This is a genomic window from Namhaeicola litoreus (assembly GCF_042679565.1).
Classification (GTDB): Bacteria; Bacteroidota; Bacteroidia; order Flavobacteriales; family Flavobacteriaceae; genus Namhaeicola; species Namhaeicola litoreus.
In genome coordinates, this window is record NZ_JBHTMY010000002.1 from 47,293 (window position 1) to 72,511 (window position 25,219).

General features: G+C 35.8%; 21 protein-coding genes. 5 read left to right on the forward strand and 16 right to left on the reverse strand.

Annotated features, from left to right (window positions below):
- Nucleotide 1: 1 nt before the first annotated feature.
- Nucleotides 2–1,813: an AMP-binding protein gene (locus ACFQ39_RS02075; protein WP_377175940.1), complete on the forward strand. Its 1,812-nt coding sequence runs from the start codon at nucleotides 2–4 to the stop codon at nucleotides 1,811–1,813.
- Between the two features lie 9 nt (nucleotides 1,814–1,822).
- Nucleotides 1,823–2,587, forward strand: coding sequence for an exodeoxyribonuclease III (locus ACFQ39_RS02080; RefSeq protein WP_377175942.1), 765 nt, complete (start codon nucleotides 1,823–1,825; stop codon nucleotides 2,585–2,587).
- 1 nt (nucleotide 2,588) lies between these two features.
- On the opposite strand, the gene rlmN is transcribed toward ACFQ39_RS02080, so the two are convergent.
- Complete coding sequence (gene rlmN, locus ACFQ39_RS02085) at nucleotides 2,589–3,629, reverse strand: 23S rRNA (adenine(2503)-C(2))-methyltransferase RlmN (RefSeq protein WP_377175944.1); 1,041 nt, start codon at nucleotides 3,627–3,629, stop codon at nucleotides 2,589–2,591.
- A gap of 52 nt (nucleotides 3,630–3,681) precedes the next feature.
- A complete protein-coding gene (queA, locus tag ACFQ39_RS02090) occupies nucleotides 3,682–4,731 on the reverse strand; it encodes a tRNA preQ1(34) S-adenosylmethionine ribosyltransferase-isomerase QueA (protein ID WP_377175946.1) in 1,050 nt (349 codons plus the stop codon).
- A gap of 143 nt (nucleotides 4,732–4,874) precedes the next feature.
- Here queA and ubiE point away from each other — a divergent pair, with 143 nt between their 5' ends.
- Both ubiE and porT read left to right on the forward strand, forming a co-directional pair.
- The gene (gene ubiE, locus ACFQ39_RS02095) at nucleotides 4,875–5,603 is read left to right on the forward strand and encodes a bifunctional demethylmenaquinone methyltransferase/2-methoxy-6-polyprenyl-1,4-benzoquinol methylase UbiE (protein WP_377175948.1); all 729 of its coding nucleotides are present in this window, start codon (nucleotides 4,875–4,877) and stop codon (nucleotides 5,601–5,603) included.
- Nucleotides 5,604–5,607: 4 nt separating this feature from the next.
- The gene (gene porT / locus ACFQ39_RS02100) at nucleotides 5,608–6,387 is read left to right on the forward strand and encodes a type IX secretion/gliding motility protein PorT/SprT (RefSeq protein WP_377175950.1); all 780 of its coding nucleotides are present in this window, start codon (nucleotides 5,608–5,610) and stop codon (nucleotides 6,385–6,387) included.
- Nucleotides 6,388–6,389: 2 nt separating this feature from the next.
- Here the strand turns inward: porT and ACFQ39_RS02105 are convergent, their stop codons facing one another.
- Nucleotides 6,390–6,863 carry a hypothetical protein gene (locus ACFQ39_RS02105; RefSeq protein ID WP_377175952.1) on the reverse strand — a complete coding sequence of 158 codons (474 nt, stop codon included), beginning with the start codon at nucleotides 6,861–6,863 and terminating at the stop codon, nucleotides 6,390–6,392.
- Nucleotides 6,864–7,436 carry an RNA polymerase sigma factor gene (locus ACFQ39_RS02110; protein ID WP_377175954.1) on the reverse strand — a complete coding sequence of 191 codons (573 nt, stop codon included), beginning with the start codon at nucleotides 7,434–7,436 and terminating at the stop codon, nucleotides 6,864–6,866.
- 117 nt (nucleotides 7,437–7,553) lie between these two features.
- Here ACFQ39_RS02110 and ACFQ39_RS02115 point away from each other — a divergent pair, with 117 nt between their 5' ends.
- Entirely contained in the window at nucleotides 7,554–7,892 is a 339-nt protein-coding gene (locus ACFQ39_RS02115; protein WP_377175955.1) for a DUF6249 domain-containing protein, read from the forward strand.
- 34 nt (nucleotides 7,893–7,926) lie between these two features.
- On the opposite strand, the gene ACFQ39_RS02120 is transcribed toward ACFQ39_RS02115, so the two are convergent.
- From ACFQ39_RS02120 to nuoL, 12 genes are all read right to left on the reverse strand, one after another.
- Nucleotides 7,927–10,323 (reverse strand): glycoside hydrolase family 31 protein, encoded by a 2,397-nt coding sequence (locus ACFQ39_RS02120; RefSeq protein ID WP_377175957.1) that lies wholly within the window; start codon nucleotides 10,321–10,323, stop codon nucleotides 7,927–7,929.
- 118 nt (nucleotides 10,324–10,441) lie between these two features.
- Entirely contained in the window at nucleotides 10,442–12,355 is a 1,914-nt protein-coding gene (gene glgB, locus ACFQ39_RS02125) for a 1,4-alpha-glucan branching protein GlgB (protein ID WP_377175959.1), read from the reverse strand.
- 2 nt (nucleotides 12,356–12,357) lie between these two features.
- The gene (locus tag ACFQ39_RS02130; protein ID WP_377175961.1) at nucleotides 12,358–13,986 is read right to left on the reverse strand and encodes a trehalose synthase; all 1,629 of its coding nucleotides are present in this window, start codon (nucleotides 13,984–13,986) and stop codon (nucleotides 12,358–12,360) included.
- A gap of 1 nt (nucleotide 13,987) precedes the next feature.
- Entirely contained in the window at nucleotides 13,988–15,919 is a 1,932-nt protein-coding gene (locus ACFQ39_RS02135; RefSeq protein ID WP_377175963.1) for an alpha-1,4-glucan--maltose-1-phosphate maltosyltransferase, read from the reverse strand.
- A gap of 26 nt (nucleotides 15,920–15,945) precedes the next feature.
- Nucleotides 15,946–17,211: a glucose-1-phosphate adenylyltransferase gene (locus tag ACFQ39_RS02140; protein ID WP_377175965.1), complete on the reverse strand. Its 1,266-nt coding sequence runs from the start codon at nucleotides 17,209–17,211 to the stop codon at nucleotides 15,946–15,948.
- A gap of 1 nt (nucleotide 17,212) precedes the next feature.
- On the reverse strand, nucleotides 17,213–17,869 hold the full coding sequence (locus ACFQ39_RS02145) for a glycogen synthase (protein ID WP_377175967.1): 657 nt from the start codon (nucleotides 17,867–17,869) through the stop codon (nucleotides 17,213–17,215).
- Complete coding sequence (gene glgA, locus ACFQ39_RS02150; RefSeq protein WP_377175969.1) at nucleotides 17,866–19,068, reverse strand: glycogen synthase; 1,203 nt, start codon at nucleotides 19,066–19,068, stop codon at nucleotides 17,866–17,868. Before glgA ends, ACFQ39_RS02145 begins: the two co-directional genes overlap by 4 nt.
- Nucleotides 19,069–19,075: 7 nt before the next feature.
- Entirely contained in the window at nucleotides 19,076–19,873 is a 798-nt protein-coding gene (locus ACFQ39_RS02155) for a glycogen synthase (protein ID WP_377175971.1), read from the reverse strand.
- A 140-nt stretch (nucleotides 19,874–20,013) separates the two neighbouring features.
- Nucleotides 20,014–20,340: a hypothetical protein gene (locus ACFQ39_RS02160; protein ID WP_377175973.1), complete on the reverse strand. Its 327-nt coding sequence runs from the start codon at nucleotides 20,338–20,340 to the stop codon at nucleotides 20,014–20,016.
- Nucleotides 20,341–20,352: 12 nt separating this feature from the next.
- Nucleotides 20,353–21,768, reverse strand: a complete 1,416-nt coding sequence (locus tag ACFQ39_RS02165; protein ID WP_377175975.1) for an NADH-quinone oxidoreductase subunit N — start codon at nucleotides 21,766–21,768, stop codon at nucleotides 20,353–20,355.
- A 31-nt stretch (nucleotides 21,769–21,799) separates the two neighbouring features.
- A complete protein-coding gene (locus tag ACFQ39_RS02170) occupies nucleotides 21,800–23,284 on the reverse strand; it encodes a complex I subunit 4 family protein (protein ID WP_377175977.1) in 1,485 nt (494 codons plus the stop codon).
- A gap of 2 nt (nucleotides 23,285–23,286) precedes the next feature.
- Nucleotides 23,287–25,203: an NADH-quinone oxidoreductase subunit L gene (nuoL, locus tag ACFQ39_RS02175; protein ID WP_377175979.1), complete on the reverse strand. Its 1,917-nt coding sequence runs from the start codon at nucleotides 25,201–25,203 to the stop codon at nucleotides 23,287–23,289.
- Nucleotides 25,204–25,219: the final 16 nt, after the last annotated feature.

Genomic DNA, 25,219 nt, shown 5'->3' on the forward strand with positions numbered 1-25,219 from the left:
GATGGAAACAATTTGGCGACCAACTTCTGAATTGATTGAAAAAAGCAACATCAATAAGATGATGCGAAGTTTAGGTTTGTCAGACTATCAAGCATTTTGGCGCTGGTCAGTAGATCAAAGATCAGTATTCTGGGAAAAAACCGTTGAAGCACTTCAAATTCCTTTCAAAAAATCCTACGATCAAATCCTCGATATTTCTAAAGGGGTTCATCAACCTATCTGGTTAAAGGGAGCTGATATGAACATTGTAGATGCCTGCTTTCAAAATGATCCTGAGCACATTTCTGTTATAACCCAAAATGAGCAAGGTGAAATAGAAAAAATTAGTCAGAGAGAATTGTTGGCTCTTACCAACCAAATTGCCAATGGATTTTTGAATTTAGCCTTAAAAAAAGGTGATGCAATTGCCATCGATATGCCGATGAATTATTTGAGTGTGGCTATTTATTTGGCCGGAATCAAAGCCGGCCTTGTGGTAGCAACCATCGCAGATAGTTTTACACCTAAAGAAATCTCTGTTCGATTAAAAATCACGCAACCCAAAATTATATTTACTCAAGATTTTATCTTAAGAGCAGGGAAATTTATTCCTCTTTATGCAAAAATTAAAGAATCAAAAGCAACAAAAGCCATTGTTGTAAAGAGCACGAACAATGAGATAGAGTTACGTTCTCAAGATATTTTCTTTCGTGATTTTATTTCTGAAAATAAATTGTTCAATAGTGTATCTTGTCACCCTGAAGATCCCATCAATATTTTATTTTCAAGTGGCACAACGGGAGAGCCCAAAGCGATTCCTTGGACACATATTACACCCATAAAATCTGCATCCGACGGTTATTATCATCAAAACATAAAGCCAGCTCATGTTGTTTGCTGGCCCACTAATTTAGGTTGGATGATGGGACCTTGGCTTGTTTTTGCCACATTGATCAACAAAGCGAGTATAGCACTTTATCCCGGTGCACCTATGGAAGAAGGTTTTGGTAAATTTATAGAAAACGCCAAAGTAACGATGCTTGGTGTAGTTCCTAGCATGGTGAGACACTGGAAAAGTAGTGGTATCATGGAACGCTTTAATTGGAATTCTATTCAATGTTTTAGCTCAACGGGAGAGGTTTCTAATCCTCAAGAAATGGCTTATTTAATGAAATTAGGTGGTAACAAACCGGTGATCGAATATTGCGGTGGCACAGAAATTGGGGGTGGATATGTCACTTCAACTATGGTTCAAGATAATATACCGAGCACCTTTTCAACACAAGCTTTGGGCACAGAGTTCGTACTTCTAAATGAGCAAAAAATTCAAGCAAACAAAGGAGAAGTATTTATTATTCCGCCTTCGATAGGTCTTTCAAATTTTCTACTTAACAAAAATAATTATGAAGTGTATTATAGAGATACACCTAATTATCAAGGTAAAATTACGAGAAGGCACGGAGACGAATTAGAACTTTTGGAGAATGGTTATTACAGAGCCCACGGCCGGGTGGATGACGCGATGAATTTAGGAGGTATTAAGGTAAGCTCTGTGCAGATTGAAGAAGTACTCAATACATTGGATTTTGTTAGAGAAAGTGCTGCAATTGCCGTTTCGCCGGAAAATGGAGGCCCTAGTGAATTGGTCGTTTTTTATGTTCCTACTTCAGAATTACAAGATGGAATTGACAACGTTATAATTGCGAATAAAAAAATAAAAGAAGATCTCAATCCTTTATTTAAAATCAAACAAATGATCGAATTAGAACAATTACCCAGAACAGCTTCGGGTAAGATTATGAGAAGAGTTTTAAGGGATCAGATCCAAAAATAAAAAAGAAAAATGAAAATTATATCATACAATGTAAACGGTGTTCGAGCAGCCATGAACAAAGGGTTAACAAGTTGGTTGAAAGCCGCTAATCCCGATATATTGTGTTTACAAGAGATCAAAGCACAAAAAGAACAAGTAGAAATTGAAGCTTTTGAACAATTGGGCTATCACCATCATTATTGGTATTCTGCGCAAAAGAAAGGCTACAGTGGTGTGGCTGTTCTCTCTAAAAAAGAGCCAAAAAATGTAAGTTTTGGTACAGGTATTGAGACCATGGATGTTGAAGGTAGAAATCTCCGCCTCGATTTTGACGAATTTTCTGTGATGAGCTTGTACCTTCCATCCGGAACGAATGATGATCGACTCGATTTTAAACTAAACTATATGGCTGAATTTCAAAACTATATAGATCAGCTTAAAAGAGAAATTCCTAACTTATTAATTTGTGGAGATTACAATATCTGTCATGAAGAAATCGACATTCACAACCCTGTCGCCAATAAAAATACCTCAGGTTTTTTACCTGTAGAAAGAAAATGGATTGGTGAATTTATCGATAGTGGTTTTATTGATACTTTCAGACATTTCAACAAAGAACCACATCAATATTCATGGTGGAGTTATAGAGCAAATGCCAGAAATAATAACAAAGGTTGGCGGATTGATTATTGTATGGCTAGCGAACCTATGAAGGATCAATTGAGTAGAGCTTTTATTTTACCTGAGGCCAAACACAGCGACCACTGCCCTATTGGTGTAGAATTAGCGCTATAGATCAGGAAGTTTTGTTGGCTAACTGTCCGCAAGCCGCATCAATATCTTGTCCGCGACTTTTACGAATTCTTACAGTAATGTTATGCTTTTCCAATTCCCGAACATATTGTTCTATCACTTCAGGTGATGCCTGTTCAAAACCATCCTCTTCTATGGCATTGTATTCTATCAGGTTAACTTTGGAGGGAACTTTTTTGCAGTAAGCAACGAGTGCATCTATATCATTTTGGGTGTCGTTTACCCCTTTCCAAACAACATACTCAAAAGTGATTTTCTTCTTTGTTTTTTGATACCAGTATTGCAAGGCATCTAATAATTCAGCGAGATTTGAAGAATCATTGATGGGCATCATGGATGAGCGTACCTCATCTATGGCAGAATGCAAAGAAACTGCTAACTTAAATTTCACCTCGTCATCTGCTAACTTTTTGATCATCCTTGGCAAGCCAACAGTAGATAAGGTAATCCTGGAAGGTGACATACCTAATCCTTCGGGGGAAGTAATTTTATCAATTGCCTCTATCACATTATGATAATTGAGTAGTGGTTCTCCCATTCCCATAAACACAATGTTGCTCAATTTATGACCATGGTAATGCCAGCTTTGTTGATCGATGGCATGCACTTGATCGTAAATTTCATCAGGATTCAAATTTCTCATCTTTTTTAGACGTGCCGTAGCGCAAAATGAGCAATTTAAACTGCAACCTACCTGACTAGAAACACAGGCCGTTGTACGTTTTTCTGTAGGAATTAAAACAGATTCCACAACCAAATTATCATGTAATTTAATCGCATTCTTGATAGTTCCGTCATTGGATCTTTGCATCTGATCAACCTTGATATGATTGATGACAAAATGCTCTTCGAGCATAGCTCGGGTCTCTTTCGAAAGGTTTGTCATTCCATCAAAAGAATGCGCACCCCTTTGCCAAAGCCATTCAAATACCTGATTGCCCCGAAATGCCTGATCTTTTTGTGCAACAAAAAAATCACGTAACTGGTCTTTGGTAAGGGCCCGTATGTCTGTCTTCGTTTTCATCAAATAAAAAAGCGCCCGTTTCTCAGGACGCTTTTCAGATTGTTTTTTATCCTTAAATGATCAACATGGCATCGCCATAAGAATAGAAACGGTAATTTTCCTTTACCGCCTCTTTATAAGCTTTCTTTAAAAGATCATGACCGGCAAAAGCAGAGGTCATCATCATTAATGTAGATTTTGGCGTATGAAAATTGGTAATCATCGCATTTGCCACACTAAAATCATAAGGAGGGAAAATAAATTTATTTGTCCAACCCTCAAAAGGTTTTAAATGGTGATTTGCAGAAACTGAACTTTCCATGGCTCGCATTACAGTAGTTCCTACAGCACAAACTCTTTTGCTATTGTCTTTGGCAGCATTTACCATGTCTGCCGTTGTCTTTGGTATAGAAAACTCTTCGGAATCCATTTTATGTTTTGAAAGGTCTTCAACTTCTACTGGGTTAAATGTACCTAAACCAACGTGCAAAGTAATTTCTGATAAATCAATTCCTTTAATCTCTAGTCTTTTTAACAGATGCTTAGAGAAATGTAATCCCGCAGTTGGTGCTGCTACAGCTCCTTCGTGCTTGGCAAATATGGTCTGATAGCGCTCTTCATCAGATTCTTCAACAGATCTTTTAATGTATTTAGGTAAGGGTGTTTCTCCCATTTCTTTTAGTTTTCTCCTAAACTCTTCATAGCTTCCATCATAGAGAAAACGTAAGGTTCGTCCTCTTGAAGTGGTATTGTCAATTACTTCGGCAACCAAACCACTATCATCTCCGAAAAACAACTTATTTCCAATTCTAATTTTTCTGGCTGGATCTACCAAAACATCCCATAACCTGCTTTCGGCATTCAATTCTCTTAATAAAAAGACTTCGATACGTGCACCTGTTTTTTCCTTATTGCCATATAACCTGGCCGGAAAAACTTTAGTGTTGTTAAAAATCATAATATCACCTTCATCAAAATACTCTACAAGGTCTTTAAAAATTTTATGCTCAATGGTTTGTTTTTTCCTATCGAGCACCATCAACCTAGATTCATCTCTTTCTGTTGCAGGGTATTCAGCCAAAAGTTCTGGCGGAAGGTTATAGTTAAAATGCGATAATTTCATTTAGTAGCGTTTTATATTTTTATTAGAGAGCGCAAATATACAACCTCAGCATAGGCCTTGTCAAGTAAATCACCATTTAAATTCCTTTTTTGCGCATAAGCCTTACTATTGAGTTATTTGGTATATTTACCCAAAATTTAAAAATGTCAAAAAAAGTAACTCCTTATAAAAATTCTACGCTTGGAAAAAAAGAGCAGGTAAGGGAAATGTTTGACAATGTTTCTGGCAATTACGATTTTTTAAATCGACTTTTTACAATGGGTATTGACCAGGGCTGGCGGAAGAAAGTGGTTAAAATAGCCACACAGAACAAAGCCAAAAAAGCTTTAGACGTTGCCACAGGAACTGGAGATTTAGCCGTAATGCTGGCCGAAGCTGGAGTTGAGGAAGTAATTGGTCTCGATCTTTCTCCTGGTATGCTGGCACTCGGAAAAGAAAAAGTACATCAAAAGAAATTAGACCATAAAATAGAGATGATAATTGGCGATTCAGAAAATTTACCTTTTGAAGACAATACGTTTGATGCTATTACCGTTGGATTTGGAGTAAGAAATTTTGAAAATCTAGAAAAAGGCTTGAGTGAAATATTAAGGGTACTAAAACCCAAGGGTACCTTTGTGGTTTTAGAAACATCGCAACCCACAAGAACACCTTTCAAGCAAGGTTATAACTTGTATGGGAAATATGTCATTCCTACTTTAGGTAAACTATTTTCTAAAGACAAAAGTGCCTACAATTATTTACCTGAATCTGCCGCTGCATTTCCCTATGGCATGGTTTTTTGCGAAATTCTAAAAAAAGTTGGGTTTACAACAGCCGTAGATTTACCTCAGCACCAAGGAATTGCCACCATTTATGAAGCTACAAAATAAAAAAATGAAGAAGTTATTTGCGATTTTTGGTTTACTCATGCTTATTCAATCCGGTTTTGCACAAAAAGAACGCATCTTAAATTTACAAACCTTTGATGAGCGCAAACTGCATTTTGGTTATTATTTAGGGATGAATTATAATTCTTACAAAATCAATTACTTGGCTGAAGATGATGCCAGTATTGTTATTCCTCCTACTGCGAGTGAATTTTTTGTAGATATTAAGGAATCGTTTGGTTTTAACCTTGGTTTTGTAGTGGATTACAGATTACATAAAAATATCAACCTGAGATTTGAACCGGGATTGATGAGCAACTCTAAAGAGCTTACTTTTTATAATGAAGATTATTTGAATTATCCTGCTTATGACGGCACAACGAACCCTGTTCGAGAAGTTTCAAGTACTTTTTTACACCTACCTCTCTTACTCAAATTTAGTACAGATAGATTAGATAACATAAGACCCTATGTAATTGGTGGTGTTTCTTATGATTACAACTTTTCTAGCAATGAAAATAATAAGGATGATAACTTTGCCGGCGAATTTAGAACAACGACGAGCAATTTTATGTATGAAGTCGGTATAGGCATGGATTTTTATTTTTATTTCTTCAAATTTTCTCCTTCCATCCGTGGCGTTTTTGCGATAAACAATGAATTGGTCAGAGATGAAAATAGGGTCTTTGATACACCTGCTGGTCCTTTTGCTATAGAAGGACCTTGGACAGGTCCCATAGATTTCTTTGGCACAAGAGGGATCTACTTAAATCTTACATTCGAATAGAGTTAAACTATTTTTCTAGATCTCAAAAAGTAATCCAAACCCATCAGCAAACTCGAAACAAACATGGCCAAAGCAAAGAGCTTAGAACCTAAAAGATAAGTTACAAAAACGTTTAATTGATTTGCATTCGATTTTTTAATCATCTCCTGAAAAAATAGCCCAATGGATGAAGGTCCATTTTCACCCGAAACCATTGCCCATATTAAAATAAAAGCTGCAACAAAAGTAATAATCATCCAACTTTTTTTACTGATAATCGGTTTATAACTATACGTTTTAGGATGAACCCTGTTCATTACTTTTTCAGTAAAAGTACCTGAAGGCTTTTCAAATGCGTGTCTGGTAAACAAAGTTTTCATCGCCATTTCTTCTTTTCTTTCATAGGCTTGAATTTTATTCATCACCGTATTTGAAAAGTCTGACTTTGGTTTTTCTGTCCCTAAACCCTTTTTGATTATGTCATCTAATTCATCCATTTATACAATCGATTTCATTTCATGTCTCAATAATACTTGTAAGGCTTCTCGCAACTTTTTTCTTGCTCTAAAAAGCTTTGTTTTTACATTGGAATTACTCAACCCCGTAATTTCTTGTATCTCTTCAACAGAACTTTCATTCAGATAGAATAAAGTGATCAAAAAAGCATCTGTTTCAGGTAAACTCTCAATTGCCTTTTGAACATAAACCTTCTGTTCTTCTTGCTTTAAAATATTATGAGGGTCACTAGTTTCCGACTCCTCTGCGATTTTATAAGTTACACTTTTTAAATCGGTGTAATCTAATTTCTTTTTTCTTAAAAAGGAGATCGAATTTCTATAAACAATGGCATACAACCAAGTTGAGAACTTGGCTTCACCTTTAAAAGTATCCAATTTTTGAAAGGCTTTGACAAAACTATCTTGAGACAATTCTTCTGCATCCTCTCTGTTCTTTACCATTTTTAAGGCAAGTGTAAAAGCCATGTTTTTATATAGATCTACCAAAAAGGAAAAATATTCCTTTTCGCCGGCAAGTACTTTATCTATATAATATTGTTCTTTGGACTCCATTTAATAGCTTTGACGCAAACCTAGTTAGTGGGGTTACAGTTTTTCTAAAAAATTATTTTTTGTAACCTAAGAAAAGAAATGAGCGTCATAAAGGTAACAACAAAATAAAACAAATTTATGGCAGCAGAAATTTTAATACCCGCAATTGTTTTCGCCTCAATCTTTGGCGTTTTTTATGTATTCATTAGTGCTAGAAATAAAGAAAGAATGGCATTAATAGAAAAAGGTGCAGACGCATCACTTTTTTCAACAAATACCAGAAATTACAGCAACCTAACTCTTAAGTACGGGATGTTGGCTGTAGGTATTGGTATAGGAATTTTACTAGGTGCTTTGTTATCGCAATATACCACCCTAGAGGAACCGGTAGCTTATTTCTCAATGATATTTTTATTCGGTGGTTTGGGTTTAATCCTCAATTATCTTATAGAAAAGAAAAATAGTACTGAAAAATAATAATAGAGGGTGGCTAAGTTTAAGCCACCCCTTTTTATCCAATTAATTCTATATCAGAAAATTCTTTTGGAAAAACAATTACGTTTTTTGATTTCATAAACTTCTTGAAATCGTATTTTTCTCCATCTAATTCTACTTCTTTAATCTTGAATGGAAGATTTACAAACTTCATTTCAAAGGTTTTATAGGAGGTTATAAATTTACCTGCTTTAAACTGCTGAACCGTAAGTGATTTTTCTTTTCCAATTAGGGTGAAATTTCGCAAACTAAATCGTCCTTTGATATAGTCATATCCATCCTGACTATCCTCATATAATTGCGATTTTTCTTTTCCTTTTTTGTAATACACATCGAGATAAACTTGGTCTATTTGCTTTTCACCCACATATTGCTGTATTGGATATTTAGGAATGATCGCCCCTTCCTTAATAAATACCGGCATAATATCTAGGTCTGCCTCAACCCATAGTTCCTGCCCTCCCTCCATCATTTCATTCGTCCATAGGTTAAACCAGTTTCCAAAAGGAAAATACATTCTTCTGCCTTTTGCATTTGGTTCTGCAATGGGGCATACCAATATTTTTTCACCCACAACAAATTCATCGTTTCTATAATGGGTATGAATATCTTCCTGATCATAAAGTACAAGGGATTTGATCATTGGAATACCCTCGTTGGCATAACGCCAAAAAGAAGTATAGATATAAGGCAAAAGTTGATACCTCAGCTCTATAAATTTCTTGACAATTTGTTCTATGTTTTTGCCAAAAGACCAGGGTTCCTGGTTACCGTGATCACCCGAAGAATGAGTTCTAAAGAAAGGATGAAACGCCCCGAGCTGAATCCAACGCGCATATAATTCTCCGTTGGGTTGTTCCGCAAAACCACCAATATCAGATCCGACAAAAGAATAACCCGACATAGCTAATCGCTGTACTTGAATATTTGCTATCGACAGATGCTCCCAAGTTGCCACATTATCCCCTGTCCATGTTGAGGTATACCTTTGAGTTCCAGAATAGGCAGCTCTGGTAATCACAAATGGCCTTTTGGGATACGAGAATTTTTTTAACCCCTGGTAGGTAGCTCTGGCCATTTGCATTCCATAAATGTTATGGGCTTTTCTATGGCTGCATGGGTTTCCGTCATAATCATGGCGCACATCATCAGGAAAGGTTTTTCCGGGTACCTCCATCACAGCAGGCTCATTCATATCGTTCCATACACCTTTAACTCCAATATCTTCAATTAATTCTCTGAATAATCCTGACCACCACTCGCGAACTTCCGGGTTTGTAAAGTCAGGAAAATAACATTCTCCCGGCCACACTTTACCTTTCATATATGGACCATCGGCTCTTTTACAGAAATAATCGTTTTCTAAAGCCTCTTTAAAAATGTTGTAGTCTTTGTCTATTTTAATTCCGGGGTCGATAATTGCGATGGTTTTAAAACCTTTTTCCGAGAGTTCGCTTACCATTCTTTTAGGATCTGGAAAATACTCTTTATTCCATGTAAAACACCTAAATCCATCCATATAGTCGATATCCAAATAAATGGCATCGCAGGGTATTTCAAGTTCTCTAAACTTATTGGTTATCTCTTTCACCTGAGATTCGGGATAGTAACTCCATTTGCATTGATGATAACCCAAGCTCCAAAGTGGAGGCAATTGATGCGGTTTTCCCGTTAAATCTGTGTAATTGGCTACAACTTCAGACATTTCGGGACCATAGATAAAGTAGTAATTCATTTCACCACCTTGAGCCCAAAAGCTGGTAATATTTCTTCGCTCATGGCAAAAATCAAAAAAAGTTCTAAAACTGTTATCGAAAAAAATACCATAGGCTTTTGAGCCATTTAATCCCATATAAAAGGGAATTGCCTTATAAATTGGATCAGAATCTTTGCCAAATGCGTAAGAATCTGTCACCCAATTTTCAAATCTTTTTCCTTTCAAATTAATATGAACCGGTTTGTCGCCAAGGCCATAATAGCTTTCTCCATCATGAGAACTTTTCGACATTTTCACAATATCGCCTCCATAGTCATAGCTTTCTTCCCAATGAAAGCCCAGCTCATCTTCACAAAGCACAAAATCATTCTTGTCTAGTATGGTAATATGGAGGTCTTTTTTACCAACCCTACACTTCAGCTTTGATGTAATGACTAGATAATGCTCTTTTTCTTCGGTGACCTCTAAAAAATTATAACCTTTACTCGCGTATTTTGTAATGGCATAAGAAAAATCATTTTCAAAAATACCCGTGGTTGAGTAGCGAAACCTAAGGACGCTATCTCTTTGTACGGTGAGCTGTAATACAACACCATTATCACAAGTAAAATTGAGTATATCAACTACTTTCTGATAATCAACTATCTTGGAGGGGTATAGATTTCCCTTGTTTTCAAGTTCTGTATTTGTAATCATCGTTTGACATTCTATTTTGAATGCAAACCTATCAAAATTGAAGAATTATTGATGAAAATAAAATTTAAAAATCAAAGCTGTTTTTTACATATCCTTCAATAAAAGTCTAACTTAATTATCAAGACTTTAAGGAAAAATAAACAGCTGCTAGAGGCGGTAAATTTACTTCACAAGAATAAGGCTTATGATTATAAGGTTTCTTCTCCGCAATTAACTCTTTGCTATTACTCAATCCGCTACCAAAATATTTTTTCATATCTGAATTGAAAACCTGGGATAATTTACCTTTTCGCGGCAAACCAATTCTATAATTCTTTTTAGGGACTTCGTTAAAATTGCACACCACAACAATGTCGTTTTCCATATCATGACCTTTTCGAATAAAAGCGATAACCGATTGTTCATGATCTGCAAAACTGATCCATTCAAAACCTTCAGAGCTAAATCCTTTTTCGTAAAGAGCAGGGGTCGATTTATAAAGACCATTCAAATCTTTCATAAAACCTTGCATACTTTGATGCGGTTTATAATCTAGCAAATGCCAATCTAAACTTGTGCTGTAATCCCATTCTTTGGTTTGCCCAAATTCTGCACCCATAAAAGTTAAATTCGTACCAGGGTGTGCATACATGTAAGCAAGCATCAATCTCAAATTAGCGAATCTTTGCCATTCATCACCGGGCATTTTATAGATGAGTGATTTCTTACCATACACCACCTCATCATGAGATAAAGGCAACATAAAATGTTCTGTAAATGCATAGGCCAAGCTAAAAGTTATTTCATTCTGGTGAAATTTTCTATATACTGTTTCTTTAGAAAAATACTGCAATGTATCATGCATCCAACCCATCATCCATTTCATACCAAATCCTAATCCGCCAAATTCAACGGGTTTTGATACTCCTGTAAAGGCTGTAGATTCTTCGGCAATGGTTTGAATTCCATCAAAATTCTTATAAACTTCCTGATTAAATTCTTTTATAAAATCAATGGCTTCCAGATATTCGTTTCCGCCAAACATGTTTGGTTCCCATTCTCCTTCATTTCTCGAATAATCTAAATAAATCATCGAAGCAACAGCATCTACACGAAGTCCATCAACATGATATTTTTCTAACCAGAAAAAAGCGTTACTGATCAAAAAGGATTTGACTTCGTTTCTACCATAATTAAAAATTAAACTTTTCCAGTCTGGGTGATATCCTTTTCTCGGATCGGGATGTTCATACAGATGACTTCCATCAAAAAAACCTAAACCATGATCGTCTGATGGAAAATGAGAAGGTACCCAGTCTAAAATAACTCCGATATCATTTTTATGTAATTGGTCGATCAAATGCATAAACCCTTCAGGCGTTCCAAATCTTGAAGTAGGTGCAAAATAGCCAACAATTTGATATCCCCATGAGGGATCATACGGATACTCCATTACAGGCATAAATTCTACATGCGTATAATTCATTTTTTTTACATAATCAACAAGTTTTACAGCAAATTCTTCATAGGTCAAAAACCTGTTTTCTTCCACATTTTTCATCCAACTCCCTAAATGCACTTCATAAACAGCGTATGGCTTATCTAAGCCATTTTTATCTTTTCGATAAGACATCCAGGCTTGGTCTTTCCATTTGTAATGATCAATATCCCTAATAATAGAAGCAGTATAAGGCGGTTTTTCACAATAAAATGCATAAGGGTCTGCCTTTTCAGTTTCAATGTTATTGTTATTTGATTTGATCTTGTATTTATAACGCATCCCCGGCTGAGCCTCAGGAATAAAACCCTCCCAAATACCAGAAGAATCCCATCTCACATTTAGTCTGTGTTGATGATCGTTCCAGTAATTAAAATCACCGATTACAGAAACTGATTTCGCTGTTGGAGCCCAAACAGCAAAATAAGTACCCTTTACGCCATCCACCTCAACAAGGTGAGAGCCCAATTTTTCGTAAAGCTTAAAATGCTTGCCTGATTTAAATAATGCTATATCGAAATCTGTAAACAGACTGTAATTAATTACCTTTTCCATATTTATTCATTTATGATATTGGATATTCCTTTTAGTGGGATTAGCGCCCATTTCGGACGAGAATTGAGTTCGTAACCAATTTCGTAAACTGCCTTTTCTAAAAGACAGTATTTCAAAATAAAAATACGCTCTTGGCTATAACCTATATTTATATTTGCTCTTTGAATTTCATCTGTATAGACTTCTAAAAATACTCCTGTAAAATAGGAATACAAAATTTCTGCAGCTTGAAACAATTCGTTTTGAGGTATTGAAAATGCCGTGGGATGATTAAAAATAGTGGCGTATAAAGCGTAATGAAATGAGCGGAATAAACCAGCTACATCTTTGAGTGGCGGTTGTTTTACCTTTCTATCCCTAATCGTGCTTTCAGGTTCACCTTCGAAATCGAGAATAAAAAAGTCATCTTTTTGCACCAAGATCTGACCTAAATGATAATCTCCATGCACCCTGATTCGCTCACCTTTTAATTTGGTCCAATCGAATTGCATAAATCGCTTTCTGATCACATTTTTTTTCTCTAAAAATTCTCGGCCAAGTTCAAGCGCTAATCCATCTAGTTTTTGCAAATTATTTTCGATGGTGTTTAATCTGTTTTGAAATTGATAAACCAACCTGTTTTTTAACCAAACCTCATAATCTCCATTAAAATGAGTCGGTGTGAAGGCCGTATCTTCAAATTCGGAACCCAATTCAATGTGCATTTCTGCTGTTCGTTTCCCGAGTGTTTGTATTTTAGAAAATAAATCTAGTCCTACCCAATTTATTATTTCATTGGGTATATCTTTCAATTTTATTCGAGAAAACATGGGAAGTACGGGTAAATCTTCCACTTTGATTTGTTTTTTATTGAGAATTGTAAAAACATCCAAAAGTTCTTTGAGCATAAATTGCCAAGCATCTCCTTCATTTTCAATTTTTTCTTGCATCAGCGCAATAGTGATATAGATGTTTTCACAATCAATGACATTGATACTACCCAGATAAGCCGGCGTATTTGCAAAATTTCTTTTTTCTGTGAGAAATTTACTCATTTCATAATCCGGATTCTTATCTGCAAAAATTCTTCTAAAAAACTTGAGTACATATTTGTCGTTATAGATAATCGAGGTATTACTCTGTTCTAACCCCATATATTTGCTACTTTCATAGGGCAAATTTTCAAATCGACTACTTTTATGGTATTGTACTTTTGTTTCGTCTTTAGGCACTGCATGCAAAATTCTTGAATACACCAATTTTCGAAAAGCTTCTAAATTAATGGCATCAACAATATACCCTTTAGCACCCTTAAGTTTTATGGTAAGTATCCGTTCATCTGGTGCAAAACTTTCATCAGTAACAAATGCTATGGGCAAAAAATAATGCTGGTAAAAAGCTTCAAAAAAATCAATTTCTAATAACAGACCGAAATAAACTTCCCCCTCTTGTTGAATTCGAAAATATTCTACCAACTCAATATACTTTAACCTACTTGCTTTACCTCCATACCAACGTTGTTTGACGATATATTCTTCTAGTATATCTGACAAGAATAGCTTGACAAAATCTCTATTTTCGAGCAGTTCTTCCCAATTATTTTCAAAATTAACGGGCGCTTCGGCAAAGTTATGTTCGGTTGCTAAACTCATTTTAAGTTAGGAGCTTAAAAATATGAAAAGGTAAATTGGGGTGAAGCTGAACAAAATTCCATTCATCAAACCACTCGTATTCATATCCGGTAAATAAATCTTTGATCCTTAAAGGCAAATTGCCATTCATATCATAAAGAGGCAATTGTACATAACCCTGCTGAGATTGATGCATATCCAGATTGATAACAATCAATAATTGATCTGTTCTATCTTCATTATATTTATAAAAAGCAATTAAGTTATCATTGTGTATCTCACAAAATCTAAGGTGATTAGTTTGTTGCAAAGCTTCGTGGTCTTTCCTGATTTGATTGATTTTTGTAATTACATCGATCAAGTAATTTTTCTTATTCCAATCATGCTTTCGGAATTCGAATTTCTCAGAATGCAAATATTCTTCTCTACCGGGCAGGGCTTCACTTTGCATCAATTCATACACCGGTCCATAAATACCAATACTCGAACTTAGCGTTGCCGCTAAAACATAACGTTGAATATGCTTGGACTCATTGGCCCCCTGTAAATGAAATGGATTAATGTCTGGTGTATTTGGCCAAAAATTTGGGCGCATATATTCGGCACTTTCAGATTTGGTTAATTCTTCCATATATTCTATCAGCTCATGCTTATTCTCACGCCAAGTAAAATAAGTATAAGATTGGGTAAAACCTTGTTTGGCCAGTTGTTGCATCACTTTAGGTTTGGTAAAAGCTTCTGCGAGAAAGATCACATCTGGGTATTTCTTCTGTACCTCAGCAATAATCCAGTTCCAAAAATAAAAAGGTTTCGTATGAGGATTATCTACCCTAAAAATTCTAATGCCACAATCAATCCAAAACAATAAGATTTCTAAACAGGCATCCCAAAGGTCTTCATATTTTTCAGATTCGAAATAAATGGGCAATATATCCTGATATTTTTTTGGAGGGTTTTCGGCGTATTGTACTGTTCCATCCGGACGCCATTTAAACCATTCAGGATTACTTTTTACCCATGGATGATCTGGTGCAGCTTGCAAGGCATAATCCATTGCTACTTCCAGACCGGCTTCTTGAGCTTTTTGTATCAACTGTTTGAAATCGTCTAATGTTCCTAATTCAGGGTGAATGTCTTTATGTCCGCCAAACTTTGAACCAATACCCCAACAACTTCCTACATCGCCTTCCAATGCATTTGTTGTATTGTTCTTCCCTTTTCTATTCACTTCACCAATGGGGTGAATTGGTGGGAAATAAAGTGTATCGAATCCCATTTTTGAAATTCTTGGCAACAATTTCTCACAATCTTTAAAGGTTCCATGTTTTCCCTTTGTTGTTGTAGCAGATCTAGGAAAAAATTCATACCAAGTACTAAACAATGCCTTCTTTCTATCTACAAATACATCAAATTCTTTTGTTTCATTGGCTAAATACTTATCAGGATGATCAAATAGAATTTGTTTAATTCTTTCACTTCTCGCTTCATAAATAGCCGTTTCATACCTATGCTCATCTTTAAAAACCTCTATCAAAAAAGTGATATACTTTTTATCATCTCCTTTTACCCTATCCAACATAGCTTCAAGAAGCCTTGCTCCTTCCAAAAGTTCAGATTTCACATGTTGATGATCATCTAATTTTCTTACTATTCCATGCTGCCAATTCAATCCATGGTCTACCCATCCCTGAACTTTATAATGGTAAAACCCTTGTTGCTCAACAGTAAATGAAGCTATCCAAGCATCGTTGTATTCCGGTTTCATTCTCGCTTCTTCCCATTTCTCGCTGCTTTTATGCTTATATAAAACCGATGCACCTAATAAATCATGACCATCTGCCAGAACGTCTGCCCTCACAACAACTTTTTGATGCGGTATCCTTTTTATAAAAAATTCTCCACAATTGATTTGTGGAGAAACTCTTTCAATAACAACTCTATTTTGCCTTTTCACAATGTACTAATTAATTTATATGTTTTTTAAATCACGTAGCCTTTGGGAATTACAGCTCCTTTTTTGATAACAACAATACCCTCTTTTACAACATATTCCGGCGTCTCTCTATCCTCTAAATGAGGACCTCCATTAATTCTTACATCGTCACCTATTCTACAATTCTTATCAATAATGGCATTTTTAATAAAACATCTTTCACCAATACCTAATAAAATATCTAAATGCTTTTTCTCAATTTCCTCTAGTGATTCGTAATAATCACATCCCATCATATAGGTATTGATAACCGTAGTTTCTTTACCAATTCTGGATCGAATACCAATGACAGATCTTTCAATTTTGCCTGCATGTATAATACAACCATCTGCAATCACCGTTTTGTCTAGCGTGGTACCGTGAATTTTTGAAGTGGGAAGCACTCTGGCATGAGTGTAAACTTTGTTGTCTACATTGTAGAGATCAAATTTCGGAATATCATCAGTTAACCCTAAATTGGCTTCAAAAAAGGAATCGATATTCCCGATATCAGTCCAATATCCTTCGAATGGATAACTCACCACGTCATAATTTTCTATTGATTGGGGAATTATTTCTTTCCCAAAATCATTTGTATTTGGATCATCCAACAAACTAAATAATAATTCTCGATTGAAGACATAGATACCCATTGAAGCCAAATATTTTCTTCCTTCTGCCTTCATCGCCGGACTAACTTCAGACTCTAATTCGGCGAGTTCTTCTAAAGGCGGTTTCTCTACAAAAGTTTTTATGGACCCATTTTCATCCGTTTTCAAAATACCAAATCCGGGTGCATCTTTGTCGTTTACAGGCAAAGTTGCGATAGAGATATCTGCTTTCTTTCTGATATGTTCATTGATTAATACCTGAAAATCCATTTGATACAACTGGTCACCGGATAGGATCAATGCATATTCAAAATCGTGTTGTTTGAGATGATGAATACTTTGTCTTACCGCATCAGCCGTACCCTGAAACCAAGAATTACTCATAGGTGTTTGCTCTGCAGCTAACACATCTACAAAGGCAGAACTAAAAAAACTAAAATGATAGGTATTTTTGATGTGCCTATTTAGAGAAGCCGAGTTAAATTGAGTTAACACGTACATTCTTTTAATATCTGAGTTAATACAATTTGAAATAGGTATATCTACCAGTCTGTATTTTCCAGCTATGGGTACAGCAGGTTTAGATCTGGTTTCTGTTAAAGGGTATAATCTTGAACCCTGTCCTCCACCTAAAATAATGGCTAAAACTTTTTTATCGAACATATTATTTCTGGATAATTGATTTGTATAAAGTTAAATATTCTTGCGCAGAATTATCCCATGAATGGTCAATTTCCATGCATTTTTTTCGGATTTTATTGAATTCTCTTTTATTGTTGTAAAAATCTACCGCCCGATCTATTGAATAACAAACATCTTCTACTGAAGCTTGATCATGACATATCCCGCAGCCGCCATCTCCAATGTCAATCACAGTATCTGTCAATCCTCCTGTTCTATGTACAATTGGTATCGTTCCATACCTCATGGCGTACATTTGGTTCAATCCGCAAGGTTCTATCCTAGATGGCATCAAAAGAAAATCAGAAGCTGCGTAAATTTGATGTGCTAAATCTTCGTTATAACCTATGTAAGCCGAAAATGAATTTTGAAATGGTGTTTCAAGCGATTTTAATTCTGATTCAACATCTTGCATACCGGAACCTAAAACAATTATACTCACCTGATTTTTCACTAAAGTTTTGTAAAATATTTGAGGTAATAGATCAGCTCCTTTTTCATAAGCTAATCTTCCAACAAAAGCAAATAATGGTTTTTTTTCGTCTAAATGATATGTCTGACATAAAGACTTCTTATTCGCCTTTTTACCACTTCGAAAATCCAAAATTCGTTCTATTTTTTCCGTCTTCTTTTTACTCATACCAACGATGCATACAACTCTTTTACTTGTTTGGCAATGGCTACCCAATCAAAATGATCTTCTACCCTTTTTCTCCCTTTTTTCGCCATCGATTTAGCCAACTCTTTGTCATTAAGCAATTTATTTATCCCAGACGCCAAATCTTTAGAAAATTTATCAGGATCAACGGGTTCAAAAGGCGCTTCTTTTTGTTGTTCTAAAGGAACCAATATTCCTGTTTCACCATCAATCACCACTTCCTTAATTCCTCCAACAGCACTTGCTACGACAGCCGTTTCACAGGCCATTGCTTCTATATTGATAATACCAAAAGGTTCGTAGATCGACGGACAACAAAATACATCTGCATGAGAATATAACTGAATAACCTCATTCTTCGGTAACATTTCATCAATCCAAATAACATTTGATCTGGTCTGCTTTACTTCTTGCACACTGTCCTCCATTTCTTTTGCGATTTCCGGTGTATCAGGTGCACCAGCACAAAGTACAATTTGCGCATCTTCATTGATGTATTTAATGGCATTGACCAAATGAATAATTCCTTTTTGCCTTGTAATCCTGCCCACAAATAAAACAATAGGTTTGCTAGGATCTATGCCAAATTTTTTAAGTGTAGAAGTTTCATTGGTCACAATATATTCTTGCAAGTTGATCCCATTGTAGATTACTTTTACTTTTTCTTTATCTACATCAAAATTATTTAAGACATCTTCTTTTGTTTCTTTTGAAACAGCAATCACCGCATCAGCCATTTCAATAGCTGTTTTTTCAACCCATGAAGAAGCATCATACCCTCTTCCTAACTGCTCCCTTTTCCATGGTCGAAGCGGTTCTAAAGAATGGGTTGTGATCACAAGTGGAATGCCGTAACACAATTTTGCTACAATCCCTGCAAATTGCGCATACCAGGTATGACAGTGCACTACATCGGCGTCTGTTTCTTTTGAATTCATTTGGATACAAGTACTCAAAGTTTGAAAAACGGCTTTGAGCTTCTTATTAGAATCATCGAAAATTGGATTTTCATACGGAAACCCTTTCACAGTCAGATTATCTGATTTTTCATCTTGATCTCCAAAACACCTTACATCTACCTCCATTAATTTAGCTAACTCTGCCGCTAAATATTCAACATGAACTCCTGCTCCACCATAAACATAGGGAGGATATTCTCTTGTGTAAAAAAGTGCTTTCATTTTGATTTTATTTTACTTTGTATTGTTGGTTAATTCTCTTGTCCGTTTCTGGATTCCAAACAAAGGTATCTATACCGTTTAAAATACCAGAACACTTGCTACTTTCCATTGTGAACAAGTGTTGTAAGCCATTTGCATTCTGTTTCAATTCTTCCATGTAATTTGGTGAGACCGTCGTTACTTTCCAGGCACATTTTACAGCAGAAGCCATAGGATTGATTTTCCCATCCCAATCTAACAGTCCGAAATGCGTAAAATTGAACTGAGGAATGTAATTAAATTTATCGTAACCAAATTGCCCTTGGTATTGGGCATTATGAATTGTAAAAACTGTAGGAATTTCTTTAATGTTTTGGAAAATGTGACAATGACCCATCATAAATGGAATTAATCCGGCATGGTGATCATGGCAATGAATAAGTGTTGGTTTTTCTTCTTTCTGAGATATCCAAGTGAGTACTGCTATTTGAAAAGCCATAAAACGTTCCACGTCGTCCTGATAACCATAAATCTTTTCCCTATCTAGCAGATGCTGAATTTTAATAGCAAAGACTTCAAATCCAAGTTCGTCTAACAATTCTAATACTTGAAATTCATGGTTTATTTCTCCCAGATTTATACTCCCCCGAAAAATGTGTTTGAACTCATGCGCTTTATTAAATAGATTATTGTAATAAGGCATGACAACATTTGCTTTTATTCCATCACTACACTGATATTTAGGTAAAGCTCCAACAACATCAGCCAACCCTCCTACTTTTGCCATAGGAAAACATTCTGCACCAACATGTAAAAACTGAATCATTTATAGAAATAAAGAGAACGATAAAAGGTAAAAGTCTAATGAGGCTGTTATAGCCAGCACAATGTAAAAATATCATAAATAATCGAAAATCTAACTTTAAGATTGTCGTAATTTAAGTTTAGTCATTGTTGAAATCTGGACTAATCGTTTTTCCAATATTGCGGATGGGTTTCTTCGGAAACCTGATTCCAGTAGTCGGGCGTTACTTTGTGAAGACCATCGATGGTTTTTAGTCTGCGCTGAAAAACATAAACGGTAGGGTTAAAAACCATATCTGTTACACCTACAGTATATAGTTGAGGATCATCTTCTGTTTTTCGCTTTTCTTCTTCTGTAATCACCTCAAAACCATTTACTTCCAATAATTTTTTCAAAAACTCCATTCGTTCTTGGGTTGTATTCTTTTCGACAAAGGTAACCCTGGTTTCACCTATAGATCCGAACTGATGTTTTCCAGATAAGCCCATTTTTACAATTTTTTAAAATGTAGATAATTGATAAATATATTCATAAATAGGACTTAACAATCCAATGATTAATACACCCAAAACTGCTAAAACCAATCCAATTTTCATGGTCGCATGGCTGCTGAAATATGGGATAGCAGCATCACTCTTTCTCAAGAACATGGCCCTAACCACCAACAAATAATAATAAAGAGAGATCGTAACGTTTACAACCGCCAAGAATACCAATAAATAATAACCTTTTGAAGCTGCTGCCGTAAATAAAAAGAATTTACCAAAGAAACCCGCTACCGGTGGAATTCCAGCTAATGAAAACAGCGCCAGCAACATCACCAAACTCAACTTAGGATTTGTGCGATATAGTCCGTTGTAATCTTCCAAATTTTCCTTTCCAGTATGAAAGGAAATACTTTGAATCACACCAAAAGCCGCAAGATTTGTAAAAATATAAATCGCCACGAAGTAGACGATAGTCGAAACCCCTAAAGTATCATTCGACATAAAACCGAGCAAAATAAATCCTGCTTGGGCAATCGAAGAAAAGGCCAAAAACCTTTTTAAATTTTGCTGTCTGAGGGCAAATAAGTTACCCAAAAACATAGTGGCAACAGAAATTATATAGAGCAAAGTTTTTGTTATTTCAGCAAAAACCGACATCACCGTGAATAAAATAATCATGAGAATAACAACGGCAGAACCTTTGGATATAACCGATAAATAAGCCGTTACACCCACTGGGGCACCTTCGTAAACATCAGCTGTCCAAAAATGAAATGGTACCAAGGAAATTTTAAAAGATAATCCCGCCACAAAGAAAACAAATCCCAAAAGACTTAGCGAATTGATCTGCAAAAGGTTGCTCAATTCCCCAAAATATATTGTGCCTGTTGTGGCATAAATCATAGAAATACCAAAAAGTGAAATTCCGGAAGCCAAGGCAGCCAGCATGATAAATTTAATTCCCGCTTCTGCTGATCTTCTTTTACTTGTTTCAAAAGCCACCATTGCTGCTATTGGTAAAGATGATAATTCCAGTCCGATGTAAAACATCAAAAAATGTCCTGAAGAAATCATAAAATACAATCCGAGTAGCGATGAGAAAAGTAAAATGATAAATTCGGAAGATTTATGATCCGGTAACATTTTTTCACTAATCCAGGAAAAAGATTGTAGAAGAATAATTAAAACACCTATATTAAGTGTGTTTTTTATAAAATGTAACAGGCCGTTTGTTCTGTACATTTCTCCAAATAAACTCCCTTCCTGTTGGGGAAAAAATCCAATAACGACATGTCCAATAAATAGCGCTAGTGCCAATTGAAGTACCGTATTTTTATTTTTGGCAAATATCTCTGCGAGTATGATTAAAAGCAAGATCAATGTGAGTATGATCTCATGTCGCATCAATAAAAAACTATCTATATTCATCCTGAATTCTTTTCAAAATTTCACTTCAATTTTACAATAATCTATCAATAAATGGCGACAAACTTTCTCTGATAAATTCGCTCGTCAATAATGGAAAAACACCCATAAAAACAATTGGAATTAACAATAAAAGAATACCGGTTTTTTCGTACCAAGTAGCGCTTTCCAAGGTATTATATTCTTCGTGTCTAACAGGTCCCATGAGCATCATACCAACCACCCGAAGGATATATACTGCCGTTACCACAATGGCTGAAATAGTAACAATAGTTGCGATTCTATGAAATAAATCAGGGTGTTGAAAGGCGCCTACGAAGATTTGCATTTCGGCCATAAATCCGCTAAAACCAGGTAAACCCAGTGAAGCTAGTCCCGCGATCACATACATCATAGAAATAAAAGGTAAAACTTTTAGCAAACCTCCCATTTTTGTAACATCCCTTGTATGGGTTCTTCCATAAATCATCCCTATTAAGGCAAAGAACATGGCTGTCATAAATCCATGTGATAGAGACTGTAAAATTGCTCCGTTCCAGGCGGTTTTATTGATCATGAGCAAGGCAAACAAAACCATGCCCAAGTGGCTTACGGAAGAATAGGCATTTATGTACTTAAGGTCGGTTTGTTTAATAGCAGCCAAGGCGCCGTAAAAAACTCCAATTACTGCCAAAACAATAAAAAAGTTCGACCACATCATCGTACCTTCAGGTAATAAATACATGGCTACTCTAAATATTCCGTAACCTCCTAATTTCATCAAAACTCCCGCATGGAGCATAGAAACGGCTGTTGGCGCAGAAGCATGACCATCAGGTGACCAAGTATGAAAGGGAAACATTGCACCAAGTACAGCAAAACCAATAAATGTGAGCGGAAAAAATAATTTCTGGGCTGCAATTGGAATATCCACTTGAGCAATTTCCAGAATATTAAACGTTAAATTTCCATCTGCGCTTGAATTGAAATAAATACCTAAAATTCCAACCAATAATAATGCGGAGGCTCCCATTAACATAATTGTCAATTTCATGGCAGAATATTCTCTTGGTCCGGAGCCCCAAATACCAATCAATAAGAACATGGGTATTACGGCGATTTCGTAAAAAACGAACATTGTAAAAAGATCGATTGAAATAAAAAAACCGAAAACTCCTGTTGCCAATACAATTAAAGAAATAAAGAATTCTTTGGGAAGTTCCTCTGTTTTCCACGAAATAAATACACCGGCCAAAACCACAATAGAGGTCAGTACGATCATCGCAACGGAGATACTATCAACCCCTATAGCATAATGGATATTGAATTGCTCGAACCATACTATGTCTTTTCCAAACAACATGATCTCTGCATTTATTTTTCGTTCTTGTATATAGGCATAAACCAAATGAAGCGACATCAAGAACTGAATAGTCATACCAATAACTGAAACTGTTCTCGCCTGTTGCAAATTTTTGGTAAAAAACAAGGTAAGGATGGTTAATATTGGAACGACAAGAAATAACGTAAGTATATCCATAATTACATAAAATTATATATCATGATCATCGCTAAAATTACAGCGCCAACTATAAATCCGTAGGCATAATCTTGAATTTTACCAGATTGCAAACCTTTGATCTTTTCTGAGGTCGTGACGGTTGAATTTCCAATCAAATTCATGGTTCCGTCAACTATATTTTTATCAAACCAAGCAAATGGCGCTGAAATTCTTTTAAAAATGATCTGTTTGGTGACAAACATATACAGCTCATCAAAATAAAACTTATCATAAGCCCAATGGTAAAGTGAACCTGCTGTTTGTACTAATTTATCTGGGTAATCAGATGGTTTTTTATAAAACATATAAGCAATGGCAATACCCAACAATCCAACTCCAACAGCTACTGCGGCCAATGGATAATTTAAATGTGCCTCAAAAGTTCGATGGTCTGCTGTTACAAATTCACTAAAATGAATGTATCCTGTTATAACGCTCAAAACCGCCAACACTATTAAAGGAAAGGTCATTGCACCGGAAGATTCGTGAGGTTTATGCTTATAGGTTCTTTCACTGCTCCAAAATATACCGAAGTATAAACGGAACATATAAAAGGCTGTTAGAAAAGCGACAAAAACACCAACGACATACAACAATTTGCTGTGCTCAAAAGTAGCCACTAATATTTCATCTTTACTAAAGAACCCTGCAAACCCTGGAAATCCAGAAATAGACAAGGCAGCAATTAAAAAAGTTATATGCGTAATGGGCATATACTTTCTCAATCCACCCATTTCGAGTATGTTATTGGTATGAACCGCATGTATTACAGATCCAGCCCCCAGGAATAACAAAGCTTTAAACATAGCGTGTGTAAACAAATGAAACATGGAAGCCATATAACCCAATCCGTCATGACCATTGTACCCTGAAACTCCAAGTGCGAGCATCATGTAACCGATCTGCGACATAGTAGAAAAAGCCAAAACACGTTTGATATCTGTTTGCGTAACTGCAATAATCGCTGCGAATAAAGATGAAAAAGCGCCCACCCAAGCCACAACATTTAAAGCGAACCCGTCATCGACAAAGTAATACATTGGGAAGAGTCTCGCCACAAGGTATACCCCAGCGACCACCATAGTAGCCGCATGAATCAATGCCGAAACAGGTGTTGGCCCCTCCATGGCATCGGGCAACCAAATATGTAAAGGGAACATGGCAGATTTACCCGCTCCACCCATAAAAATAAGCAACAAGGCCCAGGTAATGACTGATAATCCCATAAATGAATGTGTTGCCCAATTGGTAATGGCAGCCCCTTCAGGGTCAGTTAAGGTTTGAAAATCAAATGTGCCTGTATAATATCCGATGATAAGAATACCTATCAAAAATCCAAAATCGGCAAATCTTGTTACGATAAAGGCCTTTTTCGCTGCTGCTACGGCAGACGGTTTTGTATAATAATATCCAATTAACAAAAAGGAAGAAACACCTACCAGCTCCCAAAAAATATAGATTTGAAATAAATTAGCTGAAAGAACCAAGCCCATCATCGAAAAAGTAAAGAGAGATAAATAGGCAAAAAATCTTGTATAGCCCTTATCACCTTTCATATAGCCCATGCTGTACAGATGCACCAAGAGTGAAATGCTGGAAACAACCACAAGCATCATGACAGAAATCTGATCGATCAAAACACCCATTTGAATGTTCAGTGTATCTGTAAATCTCATCCAATCCCATTTATGTGTAAATGTTTGGTATACATCCCCTACCTTTCCATCTACTAAAAAATAATGATAAGCAGTTGTTAAAGACAAAAGAAAAGTAACTAATAAACCAAAGGTTCCTATATAACCAGAATAGGGTGCTTTGATCTTATCATAAAAAAGTCCCAGAACCAAAAAAACGAAAAGAGGTATAAGCGGTATGAAGATGGTGTTAAAGAATTGCATATCAGAGTCTTCTAAA